Annotated in this window: 7 protein-coding genes; 4 read left to right on the top strand and 3 right to left on the bottom strand. The window is 57.3% G+C overall.

Going from position 1 to position 17,353, the window contains the following annotated elements:
• The first annotated feature begins 48 nt into the window (after positions 1 to 48).
• Positions 49 to 624, top strand: coding sequence for a YceI family protein (locus ACHHZ6_RS11055; protein ID WP_182272374.1), 576 nt, complete (start codon positions 49 to 51; stop codon positions 622 to 624).
• Here ACHHZ6_RS11055 and ACHHZ6_RS11050 read toward each other — a convergent pair.
• The 3 genes from ACHHZ6_RS11050 to ACHHZ6_RS11040 are packed head-to-tail and all read right to left on the bottom strand — an operon-like array spanning position 604 to position 2,463.
• A complete protein-coding gene (locus tag ACHHZ6_RS11050; protein WP_395122217.1) occupies positions 604 to 1,392 on the bottom strand; it encodes an anti-sigma factor family protein in 789 nt (262 codons plus the stop codon). The two genes, ACHHZ6_RS11055 and ACHHZ6_RS11050, sit on opposite strands and share 21 nt — an antisense overlap.
• The gene (locus ACHHZ6_RS11045) at positions 1,389 to 1,967 is read right to left on the bottom strand and encodes a sigma-70 family RNA polymerase sigma factor (RefSeq protein WP_182272376.1); all 579 of its coding nucleotides are present in this window, start codon (positions 1,965 to 1,967) and stop codon (positions 1,389 to 1,391) included. The genes ACHHZ6_RS11050 and ACHHZ6_RS11045 overlap by 4 nt, the downstream gene beginning before the upstream one ends.
• Positions 1,927 to 2,463 (bottom strand): tetratricopeptide repeat protein, encoded by a 537-nt coding sequence (locus tag ACHHZ6_RS11040; protein WP_182274563.1) that lies wholly within the window; start codon positions 2,461 to 2,463, stop codon positions 1,927 to 1,929. The genes ACHHZ6_RS11045 and ACHHZ6_RS11040 overlap by 41 nt, the downstream gene beginning before the upstream one ends.
• A gap of 698 nt (positions 2,464 to 3,161) precedes the next feature.
• Between ACHHZ6_RS11040 and ACHHZ6_RS11035 the strand changes: the two genes are divergently transcribed.
• The 3 genes from ACHHZ6_RS11035 (at position 3,162) to ACHHZ6_RS11025 (ending at position 17,345) form a co-directional block, all read left to right on the top strand.
• On the top strand, positions 3,162 to 13,685 hold the full coding sequence (locus tag ACHHZ6_RS11035) for a BapA/Bap/LapF family large adhesin (RefSeq protein ID WP_395122216.1): 10,524 nt from the start codon (positions 3,162 to 3,164) through the stop codon (positions 13,683 to 13,685).
• Positions 13,686 to 13,761: 76 nt separating this feature from the next.
• Positions 13,762 to 15,162 (top strand): TolC family outer membrane protein, encoded by a 1,401-nt coding sequence (locus ACHHZ6_RS11030; RefSeq protein ID WP_395122215.1) that lies wholly within the window; start codon positions 13,762 to 13,764, stop codon positions 15,160 to 15,162.
• The gene (locus ACHHZ6_RS11025; protein WP_395122214.1) at positions 15,159 to 17,345 is read left to right on the top strand and encodes a type I secretion system permease/ATPase; all 2,187 of its coding nucleotides are present in this window, start codon (positions 15,159 to 15,161) and stop codon (positions 17,343 to 17,345) included. Before ACHHZ6_RS11030 ends, ACHHZ6_RS11025 begins: the two co-directional genes overlap by 4 nt.
• Positions 17,346 to 17,353: the final 8 nt, after the last annotated feature.

Here is a 17,353-nt window from a genome sequence, read left to right as displayed (position 1 = left end):
TCTCTGCGTCAGGCGTTAATACAATGCCTGAATGATGGAGATGCTTAGATGATGCGTAATATCGCTCTGCTGATTGTGATATTGCTTAGCCCGATGGTGAATGCAACCCCTGTCCGCTATGCCATTGACCAGCAAAAAACAGGAATTGTGCTCTCCTGGCGCGCGTTCGGTGGCATACTCTCGCAGGCATGGCTCAAAGGGGTTACGGGCGATGTCATCCTCGATCCAGCGAACGAATTCAACGACCAGATCCATGTCACGATCCCCGTAGCCACACTGGTGGCATCCAATAGTCTGCTCACCTGGCAACTCAAAAGCGATATGTTTTTTGATGCTGCACGCTACCCGACAATCATCTTTATCAGTGACCGGGTAGTTACGCTGCAAAAGGATCATTTTCGGGTATTTGGCACACTGAACGTGAGAGAGATACGACGGCCGGTGATTCTGGATGTCATGCTCAAAGAGCATAACCTGGCATTTTTAGCGCTCCATGCCACTACGGCTATCTCGCGCGCGTCTTTTAACATGGATCGCTTTGCCCTGGTTGTTGATGACCGGATTGCGATCAATATTGATATTCAGGCCCGGCCCGGGCGCGAATCAACCAATCATGCGCAATAACGCCTGCGCGGTCTCCTGCAGTTGTGATGCGGGGTTACGTCCAATCAGGACAAACTGATGACCCCGACTGTTCCACCAGGCAATGTTCATGTTGTACCGTTTTTCCGCCTGAACGGGTGTGGTTTTCCCCTGCTCCGTTGCGGAGATGCACAGCGCCATCGGGCCATAATCATTGTGAAGCCAGGCAATCTGCGCAATAGAGGTTCGTTCATACCGCAGAATACGCACCATTTTCAGCTCTGCACCTGGCAGCATCAGCTGCTGTTCATTGAGCTGTAACCCTAAATCCTGCATCGTACGGGTCAACCCTTTCTGGAGTAACGCGGCCCCACTGTCGACATCCACCAGCGTTTCAGCACTGTAAAGCGACATGTATTGCGCCTCCAGATCACGAATCTGCTCGTTTTCATCCTGTTTTTCTGATGCCGGGCGCACCAGATATCCCAGACCGCTTCCTAAGACCAAAAAACTCAGTGAAGCGGCAATCAATGCGCGGCGGCTAACGCTTGCGCGTGGTTCAGGGTGCTCCGCAAGATGTTGCTCCAGCCTGGCCTGCATTCTTGCAAGCGGGGCATCGTTCAGCCAGGACGCAAAGGCACTTTTATAATCCTGATGGCTTTTCATCAATTCGGCGGTTCGTGCAGACAGTTGCGTGTCACCGCGCAGGCACTGTTCAAACTGACGTGCATCCTCACTCTCCATCTCGCCATCCAGCCAGGTGACAATGGCATCGTCGTTATACGGGGGCGCAAAACGAATCGGTTTCAAGAGCGTTTCTCCTGTGCAGAGGGCGGCAGGTCAAACGACCTTGCCAGCGTGGCACGCGCGGTGGCTAACCGGCTCATAATCGTGCCGACGGGTACCGATAAGGTTTCTGCCGCCTCCTGATAGGTAAACCCTTCGACATAGACTAAAAACACGGTATTACGCTGCGCTTCTGGTAGCGCATTAACCCGCAGCATAATTTGCCGAAAACGCAGGCTGTCATCGTCCTGGTCACGCGTGTCTGGAGCCTCCAGATCGTCACTTTCCACAAATCCCTGCCCCATGCGAACCCGACGCGCACGCAGGTCGGAAATCCATATTGAGTGGAGAATAGAAAACAGCCACCTGTCGATGCGCGTGCCCGGCGTAAACTGCGCGCTCTTTTCGAGCGCGCGCACGCAGGTTGACTGGACAAGTTCTTCCGCCGTATCACGATTATGCGACAACACCAGGCCGTAGCGCCAAAGGCGCGTGAGGTGTGCGGCAAGCTGCTGGCGAACGTCACTGGTTGTGATTTTACGACCCTCACGGTTGAACTCAGGATTCCGGATGTCCGTTAATGGCAGCCTGCAGGTCACGATATTCCTCACAGGTTTGGCCACAAATACCGGCGATAACGTTCAGCTGTTCTTTCGCCAGATCGGGGCGTCCTTTTACCATCCAGGCTTCACCCAGATACTCACGCGCTTTGGCATAGTTAGGGTTCAGGGCAAGAGAGCGCTGATAATACCCAATCCCTTCATCCGTGCGGCCCAGTTTGCGGGTGGCGTACCCCCGGTAATTCCAGGCTTCTGCCGTATTGCTATTTTTCAGGGTGTTGAGAAGGTTTAATGCCGCCTGATACTCCCCTTTCTTAGCAAGATGGTAGGCATAGTTAGTTTTGTCCTGATCGCTAAGACTGCTGCTTTTATCAGGCACGCATTTCTGGGTGGTGCTGTCATACACCTGTCCGGAAGGACAGTCAGGCGTTTTACTATTAGTACTATTATTGCCCATAGCCAGCGCTTGTGGGGCATGCAGGAACAATAACAGCACCGGAACGGCCAGATAGCGGACGGTGGCGAAGGTTTTCATATTTTGCTCCAGGGTGAATGCACAGTAGGTGTACATAGTGTTAACGCGCAGTAGCGCGTTTTTATTCATCACCTGAACATTTTTTCTGCACACCGGGCTCATTCATCCCCGGGAGAGTGGCTACACATTGGTTCTCAATAGTACATTCAGCATATGAATAATAAGTGAATCACTATTAGCGTGATTATATTAATACGCGTCACGAAAAAACTAAAAATAAAATAGCAAACATAATATATCATACACCACGCTCCATTTATTGCGGCTTAAATGGAGGTTAAGCCGCAATAAATGATCGTGTAAATAAATTAAATTAACATCACCAGAAAATACTCCCTATCGCAAATTAACCTCTCTCCGCCACGAACCAACCCCCTTCAACCCCGCACCACGCCTGGCGTTAAAAGCCATACACACGAAAAAACCACCTCTCTGCTGCATTAATATTTATTCTCTCCATCAGGTTTGCGTAATTGAATTTTTATAGCTATATCATTTTTAGACGAACAAAAAATAATAACACCACGAATTAAAGGGATTTATATAAAGAAGAAAAAAACAACTTAATATTATCTGAAGGAAATAATAGATATCGGACGCGTATAGCCAATTTTTATTCTGGCGGGCTTCGTTCGCACTGAAGAAATCATCATCGTGTTACTCATCAAAATAGCATCACCACCAGGAGCCGTAACCTCATGAGCCAAATATCTGTTATCTCAAAACTGACTGGCGTGAAAACGACCACGGAAGGGACTCAGGTCTCGCTGAATCATTCCTCTATCGTTAAGCTTCACCTGGAGCGCGCCGATATTCAGCATTTTGCCAGAAATAACAACGATCTGGTGCTCACCCTGCATTCTGGTGAAACCATCGTCATCAAGAATTTCTACGTCACGGATGCACAGGGTCTTAGTCAGCTGGTACTGGAAGATGACAACGGCGCATTGTGGTGGATTGAAGACCCCACTGCAGCAGCCGCGCATTATGAATCCATTGCCTCAACGGACGTTTTGCTGGCCGCTGCAGGCGGTGAATCAACCACCGGTGGTGCAATCTGGCCCTGGGTTCTGGGCGGCGTTGCGGCAGCCGGAGGCATAGCGCTGGCTGCCGGTGGCGGTGGCGGTGGCAGTGGCAGTGGCAGTGGCAGTGGACATAGCAACAGCGGAAGTAGCGACCCGGCGGATCCCGCAGACCCTCCGTCCCCGGATAAAACAGCTCCCGTTGCACCTGCTATTTCCGGCGTAACGGACAATGTCGGTACAGTCCAGGGCGCACTCACCAGTGGTCAAAGCACCGATGACTCCCGCCCAACCTTTAGCGGAACAGCAGAGGCCGGATCAACGGTAACGGTTTACGACAACGGGACAGCCATCGGTAGCGTAGCGGCAGGCAGTGACGGCAAATGGAGTTTTACCCCGTCGACAGATTTAAGCGAAGGTACACATAACATCACCACCCAAGCCACCGACGCTGCCGGGAACACTGGCCCGGGATCTTCTTCATTTGCCGTGGTTGTGGACACCACACCGCCGGACACACCCACGCTCCTGAACGCAACTGAGCGCAACGGTGCGACGGCGACACAAATTCAGAGCGGTCACTATACCCATACCGGTACACCTGAGATTTCCGGAAAAGGTGAGCCTGGCGATACCATCACCCTCTACGATCAAGGGGTGAAAATTGGCGAAGCCAACGTCGACAGTAACGGAAACTGGCATTTTACCCCCGGTTCCACACTGACCGAAGGTACACACTCCCTGACGATCACGGAAACCGATCCGGCCGGGAACACCAGCGGCATCTCCAGACCACTGGACTTTATTGTTGATAACACGCCCCCGGGCGCACCAACCGATCTCGCCATCACCCCCGACGGCGGCGCGCTGACAGGTAAAGCCGAAGCGGGCAGTACTATCATCGTCAGCAACGGCACCACCATTGTTGGTACGGCGGTGGCGGACGCCCAGGGCAATTTCACGGTACCGCTCAACCCTGCCCAGTTGAATGGTGAAACCCTTTCAGCCACCGCCACCGATGCCGCAAGTAACACCAGCCCGCCCGCCAGTCTGACGGCTCCGGATACCACACCTCCGGCCATTCCGACGGGGGTTGCGGTCAATCACGATGGCGATCATGTTACCGGGAAAGCAGAACCTGGCAGTACCGTCACCGTAAAAAATGAGCAAGGCACCCTCATCGGTACAGGTCAGGCAGATGGCAGCGGTAATTTCGATGTTACCCTCTCACCACCGCAGAAAAACGGTGAAGTGCTGGACGTGACGGCTACCGACGGTGCAAACAATACCAGCCAGCCCGCGCTGGCTATCGCCCCGGACACCACTGCACCAGGCGCACCAACCGATCTTGCCATCACCGCCGACGGCAGCACGCTGACCGGTAAAGCCGAAGCCGGTAGCAGCATCATCATCAGCAACGGCACGACCACTGTTGGCACGGCGGTGACGGACGCTCAGGGCAATTTCACGGTGCAACTGCACCCCGCCCAGCTTAATGGTGAAACCCTTTCAGCGACCGCCACCGATGCCGCAAGCAACACCAGCCCACCCGCCAGCCTGACGGCTCCGGATACCACGCCTCCGGCCATTCCAACAAATGTCGTGGTCAACCACGATGGCGATCATGTCACCGGGAAAGCAGAGCCTGGCAGTACCGTCACCGTGAAGGACGAGCAAGGCTCCATCATTGGCACTGGTCAGGCAGATGGCAGCGGTCATTTCGATGTCACCCTCTCAACGCCACAGAAAAACGGCGAAGTGCTGGACGTGACGGCCACCGACGGCGCGAGCAATACCAGCCAGCCCGCGCTGGCTATCGCCCCGGATACCACCGCACCGGGCGCACCAACCAATCTCGCCATCACCGTCGACGGCGGTACGCTGACCGGTAAAGCCGAAGCCGGTAGCACCATCACCATCAGCAACGGCACCACCGTTGTCGGCACGGCGGTGACGAACGATCAGGGTAATTTCACGGTTACGCTCACCCCATCCCAGCGCAATGGCGAAACCCTTTCCGCCACCGCTACCGATGAGGCCGGGAATACCAGCACGCCAGGAACCCTACTCGCGCCCGACACCACGCCGGCGCAACCACCTGAAATTCTGGGTGTTGTTGATAATGTGGCCGACTTTACCGGCAATATCAGCAACGGCGGCCTGACGAACGACAACCACCCAACGATTTACGGCAAAGGTGAAGCGGGTACTACGCTCAGTCTTTACAGCAACAACACGCTGATAGGCACGGTGGTGATCCAGCCAGATGGCAGCTGGTCATTCCCGGCAAACGCACCACTGTCTGAAGGCGGGAACGTTATTACCGCACAGGCGGTGGATGGGAAAGGTCAGGCAAGTAGCATTTCTGCGGCCTGGAATGTCACTGTCGATACCACCCTCCCCGATACCCCCGTACTGAAAAATGTGCTGGATGATGTTGCAGAAAATACCGGCCCCATCACCAGCGGCCAGGTGACCAACGACAGCACCCCAACCTTTAGCGGTACTGGCGAAGCGGGGGCGACCCTCAACGTCATGGAGGGGGGGAACGTCATTGGTACGGCAAATATCGACGCGAATGGCGTCTGGACATGGACGCCTGCCAGCGGGCTGAGCAACGGCACACACAACCTGACGTTTGTCGCCGTGGATGCAGCCGGTAACCATAGCAACCCGACCTCTGTCTTCCAGGTGAATCTCTCCACCACCGCACCTGGGGTCCCGACCATTGATTCGGTTACCGATGACGTTGGCAGCACTCAGGGCACGGTGACCAGCAGTAAGCCAACCGATGACAACCGGCCTCTGCTGGAGGGCACAACCACTGCAGGCAATACCATTGCCATTTATGATGGTAATACGCTGCTGGGCAATGCCACCGTCGATCTTTCCGGACACTGGAGTTTCACGCCAGGCATCCCGTTAGCCGATGGCACGCACAACATCACTGCCGTTGCCATTAACGCTGCGGGCAATACCGCCACCTCCGCTCCTTTTGTCGTGGAAGTCGACACCGTTGCCCCAACAGCCCCGTCAACACCGGTAGTCACCGTCAACCCGGACGGTGTGGACGTCATTCTGTCTCCAGGACAACCCACGCGGGATACCACCCCAACGCTTAGCGGCAGCGGTAATGTGGGTGATGTGATCACCATTTATAACGGTAGCACTCCGCTGGGTACCACAACGGTAGATGGCACGGGTCACTGGAGCTGGACGCCTAATCCTCCACTGCCTAACGGCACCTACGACATCAGTCTTACAGCCACGGACAAAGATGGTGCGGGCAACGAAAGCGCCGCGTCGCAGGCTGCAACCATTATCATTGATACCAGTGCGCCAGCCACACCTGCGGCTCCGGTGGTCACCGACAACGTGGATGCCCACACCGGCCCGGTCAGCAACAACGGCTCAACAAACGACGGCCGCCCGGTATTAAGCGGTTCCGGTGAACCCGGTGCGGTGATCACCCTGTATGACAACGTCAATGGCACCAAAAGTGTGCTGGGCAGCGTAACGGTCGACCCGACCGGTCACTGGAGTTTCCAGCCATCCACTGCGCTAAGCCAGGGCAACCACACCTTCAGCACCACGGCGAAGGATGAAGCAGGCAACATCAGTACAGAAAGCCCAACCATCACCGTTAATGTGGATACCGTTGCACCAGATCAGCCTTCCGGGCTGAGCATCAACGGACAAGGCACCATCCTCTCAGGGACGGCGGAAGCAGGCTCCACCGTGGAAGTACGTGATGCCAGCAACACGCTGATTGGCACCGGAACTGCGGATGTTAATAACCACTTCACTGTCACGCTCTCTTCACCACAGGCGTCAGGAAATAACCTGAGTATCACCGCCGAAGATAGCGCCGGAAATACCAGTAACGCGACGTCCTGGACGGTGACGGGTACCGTGCAGCCACCGGTGATTGATGCCATTCTCGATGATGTGGGGCTGATTCAGGGGAACGTTAAAGGCGGCATCTCTGACGATCCCCTCCCGACCATCAGCGGCACGGCTCAGGCAGGCAGTACGGTTAACCTCTACCAGGATGGCATACTCCTGACGACCATCACGCTGCTGCCAGGTGAAACCAACTGGAGTTTCCAGCTCATCGTGCCGCTGACTCCGCTGGCGCACAGTTTTACCGCCACCGCCACGCTGGGGGCGAACACCAGTGCCTCCTCCGACCAGGCGAGTGTCACCATCAACCTTTTGACCCCAGGTACGCCGGTGATCGGCGCGGTGACGGATGATGTGGCTCCATATACCGGCCCGCTGACAAACGGCCAGACCACCAACGACAACACGCCAACCCTGAGCGGCACAGCCGGTGCGAATAACACCGTCACCATCTATGATGGACTGACGAAACTTGCCGACGTGGTCGCCGGTGCTGACGGTAAATGGAGCTATACCCCAGGCGCACTCTCTGACGGAAGCCATAGCCTGACGATTACCGTCACCGATATCACTAACATCCCCAGCGTACCGTCTGAAGCGTTCGTGGTGGTGGTGGATACCACCCCGCCCGCAAAGCCTGGTATTGATACCGTTACAGACGATGTCCCACTGCTGACCGGAAACGTAGACAAAAATACCGCCACAAACGACACCACACCGACCCTTTCAGGCCACGCCGAAGCGGGCAGTACCGTATCCATTCGCGATAATGGCGTTGAAATAGGAACAGTGACGGCAGGCGCTGGCGGTACCTGGACCTTTACACCGACAAAAGCGCTGAATGACGGCACGCATGATTTCACGGTAGTCGCCACCGATAGCGTCGGTAATCAAAGTGTCGTCTCAGATGACTACAGCGTGACCATTGTCACCACACCACCGGCACAGCCAACGCTGGATACCGTGTATGACAATTTCCCGTCCGGTACGGGGAACCTGACCAACGGCCAGCTCACCAACGACAGCTCGCCGACGCTCAGCGGTACAGGGGTTAACGGCACCACCATCCATATTCTGGATAATGGCTCACCCGTTGGCACCGCGATTGTCACGAACGGAACCTGGAGCTTTACACCCACAGTACCGCTTGGCGAGGGTGTACATAACCTGCGCGTCTACGCCAGCGATAACGCGGGCAATACTTCAACAACCACGCCAGCCTTTGCCATAACCGTTGATGCAACCCCACCAGCTAACCCGGTGGTTACTGGCGTGCTGGATGATGTTGGCCCGGTAACCGGGCAAATCGGCGCGGGGGGAACCACCAACGACAGCAAACCAACCCTCAGTGGTACGGGCGAAGCAGGCACCACCATCCACATTACCGATGGGGGTACGGAGATAGGCACCGCCGTCGTGACGGCCGGTGGCACCTGGACATTCACCCCGGCCACAGCGCTGTCAGAAGGTACGCATAATCTGGTGATTTCGGCCACCGATCCGGCCGGAAACAGCAGCCTCGTCAACCCGACGCTCACGTTTACCGTTGATACGGTCGCGCCGGTGGCTCCGCTTGTTATCTCCGTTGCCGACGATGTGGGCACGAAGCAAACGCCGCTCAGCAGCGGGCAATCCACGGATGACACCACGCCATCCTTTACCGGGTCAACCGAGCCGAACGCGCTGATCAGTGTTTACGATAACGGTACACTGCTTACTCAAATCGCAGCCGATGGCACGGGTGCCTGGACATATACGCCGCCAGCACTGAGCGAAGGTAGCCACGGATTTACCTTTACCGCCACCGATGCAGCAGGCAACGTTGGCCCGGCATCGACACCGTTCACGGTAGTCGTCGATACCACAAAACCGTCCGTGCCGCTTATCACCCAGGCGGTGGACGATGTCGGCACCGTTCAGGGAACGCTGAGCAACGGCCAATCTACTGACGACACCAGTCCGTTGCTGAAAGGCACCAGTGAACCGCTGGCGACAATCAACGTTTATGATGGTCTCACATTGCTGGGAACCACCACCGCCAATGCCAGCGGTAACTGGACGTATCAGGTCTCGTCTAACCTGAGCGAGACAACGCACAGCTTTACCGTGCGGGCGAGTGATGCCGCAGGAAACCTCAGCGATCCCTCCACACCGTTCACGCTGACAATTAGCACCACCCCACCGGCTCCCCCCGTTATCACCGCGGTGGTGGATGATGTTGGGTCAATATCCGGCCCGCTGACCAACGGCCAGGCCACTAACGACAATCTGCCAACGCTGTCAGGAACAGCGGTTGCCGGTTCGTTAGTTCGCATTTATGACGGCACCACGCTCCTCGGTAGCGTGGTTGCTACCAATGGCAGCTGGAGCTTTACCCCTGCAACAGCACTGAGCGACGGCCCTCATGCCCTGAAGGCCACCGCCAGTGACGCGGTGGGCAACCCAAGCGCAGACTCCAGCGTGTTTAACATCGTGGTGGATGCCACCGCGCCGAACACACCCGCTATCACCAGCATTCTTGATAATGTGGGTACCCTGACCGGTCCAGTTACCAGTTCAGTCCCCACCAACGACAACACGCCAGAGCTTCACGGTACGGCTGAAGCCAACGCCGTAGTACGTATCTACGACGGAGCCACACAAATTGGCCAGGTCACTGCCGATGGCAGCGGCAACTGGACGTTCACCACCGGAGCACTCAGTGACGGACAACATAACTTCAGCGTGACCGCGACCGATGCGGTAGGCAATACCAGCGCCGCCTCAACCATCAGCGCCATCGTGGTCGATACCGTCGCCCCGCTCGCCCCGGGCGCACTTGCAGTCGTGAATGTGGGAACCCTTGTGACCGGGACAGCAGAAGCGGGCAGTACCGTCACCATCACCGCCAGCGGTGGCACGGTGCTCGGTACAGCGACGGTGGACGGAAGCGGTCATTTCAGCGTGGCCCTCTCACCTGCGCAGACCAACGGCGAAACATTGACCGCGTATGCAACCGATAAAGCCGGTAACCTGGGGGCTTCCGCCAGCATCACCGCGCCGTTTACCACCCTGCCAAATGCGCCGGTGATTGCCACCGTGAGCGACGATGTCGGCACCCTGAAAGGCACGCTGTCTAACGGGCAAACTACTGACGACACCACGCCAACGCTGGCAGGTACCGCACAGCCCGGTTCCACCGTCACCCTTTACAATAACGGAGTATTAATCGGCACAACCCTTGCCGATGGCAGCGGCAACTGGAGCTTCACCACGCCAGCGATGGGGGAAGGCAGTCACGCCTTTACCGCGACCGCAACCAACGGCTCCGGGACGGGTCCTGTCTCAGCCGCAATGACCGTGATCGTCGACACCACCGCGCCGAATGCCCCTACGGGTCAGTTCAACGCAGATGGCAGCGTGCTCACCGGCCAGGCAGAGGCGGGAAGTACCGTGACGATCCGCCTGCCCGATGGCACAACGTACACCGCAACGGCCAATGCCAGCGGCAGCTACTCGCTGACCTTTGTTAACAAACAGACTGATGGCGGTACGTTGACGCTGACGGCGACCGATACTGCGGGGAATATGTCTCTGCCGGGTCAGGTGCTGGCACCCAATCTGCCGCTCTCTGCCGCGAACAACGTTGATGAACTGAACTTCACCACCACAGCCACCGTCACTGACGCACAATACAGTGATTACGGTGTCCTGCTGGTTGGTGCGGTGGGCAACGTTCTCTCGCTGCTGGGGAACAACAGTGCGCAGGTGACCTTCAACGTCGACAACGGTGCGTCAGCGGATATCACCATCAATGCCTACGGGACAGGGGTGGTGCTCGGTTTGCTCAACAGTATGCAGCTTGTGGTGCAGCACTGGGATGCGACCAACAATGTCTGGACAACCGTGGTGGACACCGGGAACAACAGTACCCTGAACCTGTTAACCATCGGGGCCAGCGGCGTTTCCCTGAACCTGACCGGGCTGGCAGAGGGTCAGTATCGGGTGCTGACCTACAACACCAGCCTGCTGGCAACCGGCTCTTACAGTAGTCTGGATGTCGATGTCAGCCAGACCAGCGCGGGCACTATTGTTGGCACTAACCTCAACGTCAGTGGAAACGTGATCACCGATGTGGACGCCAGTGCAGGCAGCGATAATGCACCAGCCGGCACGCTGCTCACGCAGGTGACCAATGCTCTGGGTCAGGCGACGGCCATCAACGCAACGGGCAGCACCGTGGTTCACGGGCAGTATGGCGATCTCACCATTAGCGCCGACGGGACTTACACCTACACGCTAACCACCACCAGCGCGACCGCCTATGGTCGTACGGAGAACTTCACCTATACCATTATGCACAACGGCGTAACGGCCAGTGCCCAGCTGGTGATCACGCTGGGCAGCAGTGTGCAAAACACCCACGCCATCGCCGTGGATGACTCTTCGACCTTTACCTTCGATACCAGTGTTCATGCTGTCGACAACGGTACATCGTCGCAGGGTGGCTTTACCGTGGTGGGTATCGGTCTGGGAAATGTGCTGACGCTTGATGTACTGAGCGACCTCAGCAATCCAATCATCTATAACGTCGATCAGGGTACCACCCGCACCATGACGCTGCAGGCGAGCGTGGGTGGCGTGGCCATTGGCTCAGTGTTCGACCTTTACGTCTACAAATTCAATACCGCGACCCAGACCTACCAGCAATACCGGTATGAAAAAAGCTGGCTGACTGCGCCGCTGCTGGGGGGAGCCTCCGGGAAGCTGACCGTGGATCTCCCGGCGGGTCAGTATCTGTTCCTGCTCAACACGGCATCCGGCATCACCGCCCTGACCGGCTACACCCTGAACGTGCTTGAAGATCACGTTTACGCCGTCTCCAGTACTGGCGGTAGCACTACCGGTAACGTCATGGCCGATGACATTCTGCCGACCAGCGTCACCGCCACCGTCACCGATGTGAACGGCGTACACGTCAACGCCTCCGGTCTGACCACCATTCAGGGGTTGTACGGCACACTGTCGATCGACGCACAGGGGAACTACACCTATACCCTGAACAGCGGCGTCGGGGCGGATAAAATCAGCACGCCGGATACCTTCGTGTATACCCTCACGGATTCAACCGGCCATAAGGACAGCGCCTCGCTCAACATCACCCCAACGCCACACGCGCTGGACGCCATCAACGATGTCAGCAAGGTGATGACGTTCGACACCGTGCAACATACCGTGGCCTGGAGCGATACGTCCGTCGGGAGCACCAACTGGACGACAGCCCTGTTGAAATCCACCAGCGGAACCGGCAGCGGAACCTTTATCGTCGATCAGAACACCGCCCTGCACGACATCGTGCTGCATTTTAATATCTCTTCCCTGCTGCCGCTGGGTGGGCTGGCCGTGAGCTGGTCTATCACCCTGCAGGGTGCATCCACCCCCATCATTTCTGACTCGTTTACCGGAGGCTCTACCACCATCAACCTGAGCAGCCTGGATCTGGATGCCGGTACCTACACCCTGAGCTTCACCGGTACGGCCGGGCCACTGAGCATCGGTGGTATCACGATCACCCCGAGCGTCACGGGTACCTCAGTGTTCCTGAATAACGACGAAACCACCTCAGGCCATTCCGTCATCGGCAACATCTTCGACGGGACAGACTCACAAGGGGCGCTGGATCAGCTGGCGTCGGTGGATACGCGCCTGAGCATCACCGGTTATGACGGCCATGTCAGTACGCTCGACCCGTATACCACCAGCAACGCCACAGCAACCGTTGTGGGACATTACGGCACCCTCTCTGTTGGCGTCGACGGTAGTTACACCTACACGCTGAACAGCGGTATTTCGCTGGCGACCATGACCAGCAAGGAGGTCTTTAACTACACCCTCACCGCAGCCAACGGGCAAACGGACAGCGCTTCGCTGACCATCAACCTGTCGCCGCAGATGATCAGCACCAACCATAACGACACCCTGACGGGAAGCGTCTATGGCGACACGCTGATTTATCACGTGCTCGATACCACTGTAGGAGCCGCTACGGGCGGTAATGGCACGGGAGACCACTGGACGAACTTCTCCGTCTCGCAGGGCGATAAGATCGACATCAGCGATCTGCTGGTCGGCTGGAACGGTCAGTCTTCAACGCTCGGTAACTACCTGCACGTCACGACCAGCGGAAGTAATACCGTGATTTCCATCGACCGCGACGGTGCGGGAAGCACCTACGCCAACACAACCCTGGTCACTCTGGATAACGTTCAGACCAGCTATGACGAGCTTGTGAATCAGCACCACAACATTATTACCTGACAACAAAAAATACCCCGGGCGCTCGTCGCCCGGGCATAAAGACAATAAAGCAGTACTCTTTTATTAGGGACAAGACATGAGAAAAAGAATGCCTCGCTGGTGGCTTTCGTGCTGCCTGATCGCCATATCCACCACTGTACATGCTGCAGTGGTGATCAATCCCCAACAACTCAGCGAGGAACAAGAGTTACCCGCTCTGGAAGGACGCGTTGCGCTCCCGGCCAGTAAAACTCCCCCGGGCGTACTGATGCTGGACGATGCCGTCACACGCGCCGTGAGCTGGCACCCGGCAATTAGTGAGGCAGTAGGAAAACTCTACGAGCAATCTGAACAGGTCGACGTCGCCAAATCGAAGTATTATCCGCAGGTTAACGCCGGTATGGACAACGGCTATACCCACAATGGCGGGGATTCCGGCTTTACGCCTTCTCTGGTGTTATCCCTCTCGCAAATGCTTTACGACTTCGGCAAAGTGGCAAGCCAGGTTCGCGCCGAGAACGCGGGTGTCGCCCAACAGCAGGCCAACGTGCTGGTCAGCATTGATACCATCGCCCATGATACCGCCACCGCAATGGTGCAGGTTCAGACCTGGCAACAGATGGTCGAAACGGCCAGAGAGCAGCTTGATGCCCTTAACGCCATTGGTAAACTGACGCGACAGCGCAATGACGAAGGGGCCACCTCGCTCTCTGACGTCGTCCAGACCGATGCCCGCATCGAAGGTGCGCGCGCCCAGCTGATGCAGTACCAGGCCAATCTTGACAGTTCACGCGCCACGCTGATGAGCGACCTGGGGTGGAACAGCCTTAGCGCCATCAGCAACGACTTCCCCGACAGCCTGAAGCGCAGCTGTGACATCGCCGAGCCTGACGATCGGCTGGTGCCATCGGTGCTTGCCGCATGGGCACAGGCCGGTGTCGCGCAGGCGAATCTGGATAACGCCAATGCCCAGATGACGCCAACCATCTCGCTCGAACCCGAAGTGCGCCACTATCTGAATGACAATTATGCGGGACACGGCTCACAGGATCGCACCCAGTACTCTGCCTGGGTCAAGGTACAGATGCCCCTCTATCAGGGCGGCGGGTTGACCGCACGGCGTAACGCAGCCGGACACGCGGTGGAAGCGGCGCAATCTACCATCCAGCGCACGCGCCTTGACGTGCGGCAAAAGCTACTGGAATCCCGTAGCCAGGTGATGAGCCTGTTGAGTACCCTGCAAATTCAGTCCCGCCAGGAGTCGCTCAATATCCGCACGCGCGAGCTGTACCAGCAACAATACCTGGATCTTGGTTCACGTCCGCTGCTTGACGTACTGAACGCCGAGCAGGAGGTGTATCAGGCACGCTTTACCCAACAACAAACCCTCGGGCAACTGCACCAGCTTCAGCTTAACTGCCTGTATAACACGGGCCGCATCCGCCATGCATTCAGCCTCGATAACCGCACCATTCAGTCTGTGGAGATCCAGCCATGAAACACACCGACATTCCGCAGGATGATGTATTGACCGGGCAGGCGCTGGCGCAGTGGGCGCAGGCCTTTGGCTATGTCGCCGACCATTACCGTGTGGCCTGTTCCCCCGGCGCATTGATGGCCAGCGCCCCCTGGCTATGCGGCAAACCAATGGTGCCAGCACTCACTCAGCTGGCGCGGGAAGCAGGGCTGTCGTTCCAGCCCCTGGAAACCACACAAGATAGCCTCAACAGCTGGCGTCTGCCCGTGGCGGTGGAACTCGCTGAAGGCCAGATTGGCGTTATCGAACACTACGATGGTGAAGATACACTGGAGATCTGTTTTGTCGGCGACACCGCGCAAACCAACCGCCTTTCCCTGACAGCGCTGCTGCCCAACATTCGTCACGTGGTCGCCCTGCGCCCGCTGGCTGCCCTGAAGGACAGCCGCGTTGACGCCTACATTTCGAAGTACCGCCCGGACTGGCTCTACCGGCTGGTGATGCGCGATTTACGCCCCTACACGTGGGTGATGCTGGCGGCACTGTTTATCAACGTTCTGTCACTCTCCGGGGTGGTTTTTTCCATGCAGGTTTATGACCGGGTGATCCCCGCCCAGTCCTATCCCACCCTCTACGTGCTGACGATTGGCGTACTGATCGCCACGCTGTTTGGCTTCGTGCTGCGCCTTGCCCGCGGGCACATCATGGATCTGCTGGGAAAACGCGCCGACCTGCGCGTTTCCGACCGGGTATTCGGCCACGCCCTTCGGCTACGTAACAGCGCCGTTCCACGCTCAACCGGCAGCTTTATTTCGCAGCTGCGCGAGCTGGAGCAGATCCGCGAGATGGTGACGTCATCGACCATTTCGACCATCGTCGATCTGCCGTTCTTTTTGCTGTTTGTGGTGGTACTGGCGATCATCGCCCCGCAGCTGGCGTGGATCGCCCCCGTCGCTGCCGTGGTTATGGTACTTCCAGGTCTGCTGTTGCAGACAAAACTGGCCACGCTGGCGAAGCAGTCTGCCCATGAGTCCACCCTGCGCAACGCGGTGCTGGTAGAGAGCGTGCAGGGGCTGGAAGACATCAAGCTTATGCAGGCGGAAAACCGCTTCCTGCAACAGTGGAACAGTTACATCCAGATCACCGCCGAATCCGGCCTGCGCACCCGCGAGCTGAGCCAGGCGCTGATCAACTGGGGAATGACCATTCAGAGCCTGGTCTACGCTGGCGTCATTGTGGTCGGCGCACCGATGGTGATTGAAGGTACGTTAACAACCGGTTCCGTGGTCGCCGCGTCGATGCTGGCGTCACGGATGATCGCCCCGATGGCTACCCTGTGTGGCGTACTGGCGCGCTGGCAGCAAGTGAAAGCGGCAAAAGAAGGTCTGGACAGCATTATGCAACTGCCCACCGAGAACCAGCGGGAAGAGACGCCCATTCGCCAGGATGTGCTGCGCGGACATTATCTTTTTGACCAGGCACAGTTTCGCTACCACCCGGAAGATCCGCGTATGGCTTTGCGGATCAACCGACTGGAGATCAACCCCGGAGAGAGTGTGGCCATACTTGGCCGCAACGGGGCGGGGAAATCGACGTTGCTTCAGGCAATGGCGGGCGGTATGGATTTGGCGAGCGGTGAACTACGGCTGGACAACCTGAGCCTGCCGCATCTGGACGTGGCGGATCTGCGACGCAACGTCGGCCTGATGACCCAGAATGCACGGCTGTTCCACGGCACCCTGCGCGAGAACATCACCCTGGGTCTGCCACACGCCAGCGATGAAGAGATCTTCACCGTACTGGAGATGTGCGGCGCGGCAAGTTTTGTGCAGAAACTGCCAAAGGGGCTGGATTACCCGATTATGGAGAACGGCGTGGGGCTTTCCGGCGGCCAGCGACAGTCCATTCTGCTGGCACGCATGCTCCTGCGCGATCCCAATATCGTACTTCTGGATGAACCTACTGCGTCGCTGGATGAACACACCGAGCGCGAATTTATTCAGCGCCTTGGCGCATGGCTGGGTAACCGCACGCTGGTTGTGGCAACCCACCGCGTTCCGGTACTGGAACTGGTAGAACGCGTCGTTGTGCTGAAAGAAGGCATGCTGGTGATGGACGCTCCAAAAGCGCAGGCGCTCAACAGCAGCCGCATGCAACAACAGGCAAACGGACGGGAGTGGAAAAATGAAAATCAGTCAGCATGATGCCGCCG

The sequence above is a fragment of the Enterobacter cloacae complex sp. 2024EL-00214 genome (genome assembly GCF_043945575.1).
GTDB lineage: Bacteria > Pseudomonadota > Gammaproteobacteria > Enterobacterales > Enterobacteriaceae > Enterobacter > Enterobacter cloacae_P.
The sequence above is the reverse complement of the archived record's forward strand: the minus strand, read 5'-3'. Positions and strand labels throughout refer to the sequence as shown.

Coding starts and splice junctions, on each gene's coding strand:
- ACHHZ6_RS11040 (WP_182274563.1), bottom strand. CDS start 2,463: ATGAAAACCTTCGCCACCGTCCGCTATCTGGCCGTTCCGGTGCTGTTA.
- ACHHZ6_RS11025 (WP_395122214.1), top strand. CDS start 15,159: ATGAAACACACCGACATTCCGCAGGATGATGTATTGACCGGGCAGGCG.
- ACHHZ6_RS11055 (WP_182272374.1), top strand. CDS start 49: ATGATGCGTAATATCGCTCTGCTGATTGTGATATTGCTTAGCCCGATG.
- ACHHZ6_RS11035 (WP_395122216.1), top strand. CDS start 3,162: ATGAGCCAAATATCTGTTATCTCAAAACTGACTGGCGTGAAAACGACC.
- ACHHZ6_RS11030 (WP_395122215.1), top strand. CDS start 13,762: ATGAGAAAAAGAATGCCTCGCTGGTGGCTTTCGTGCTGCCTGATCGCC.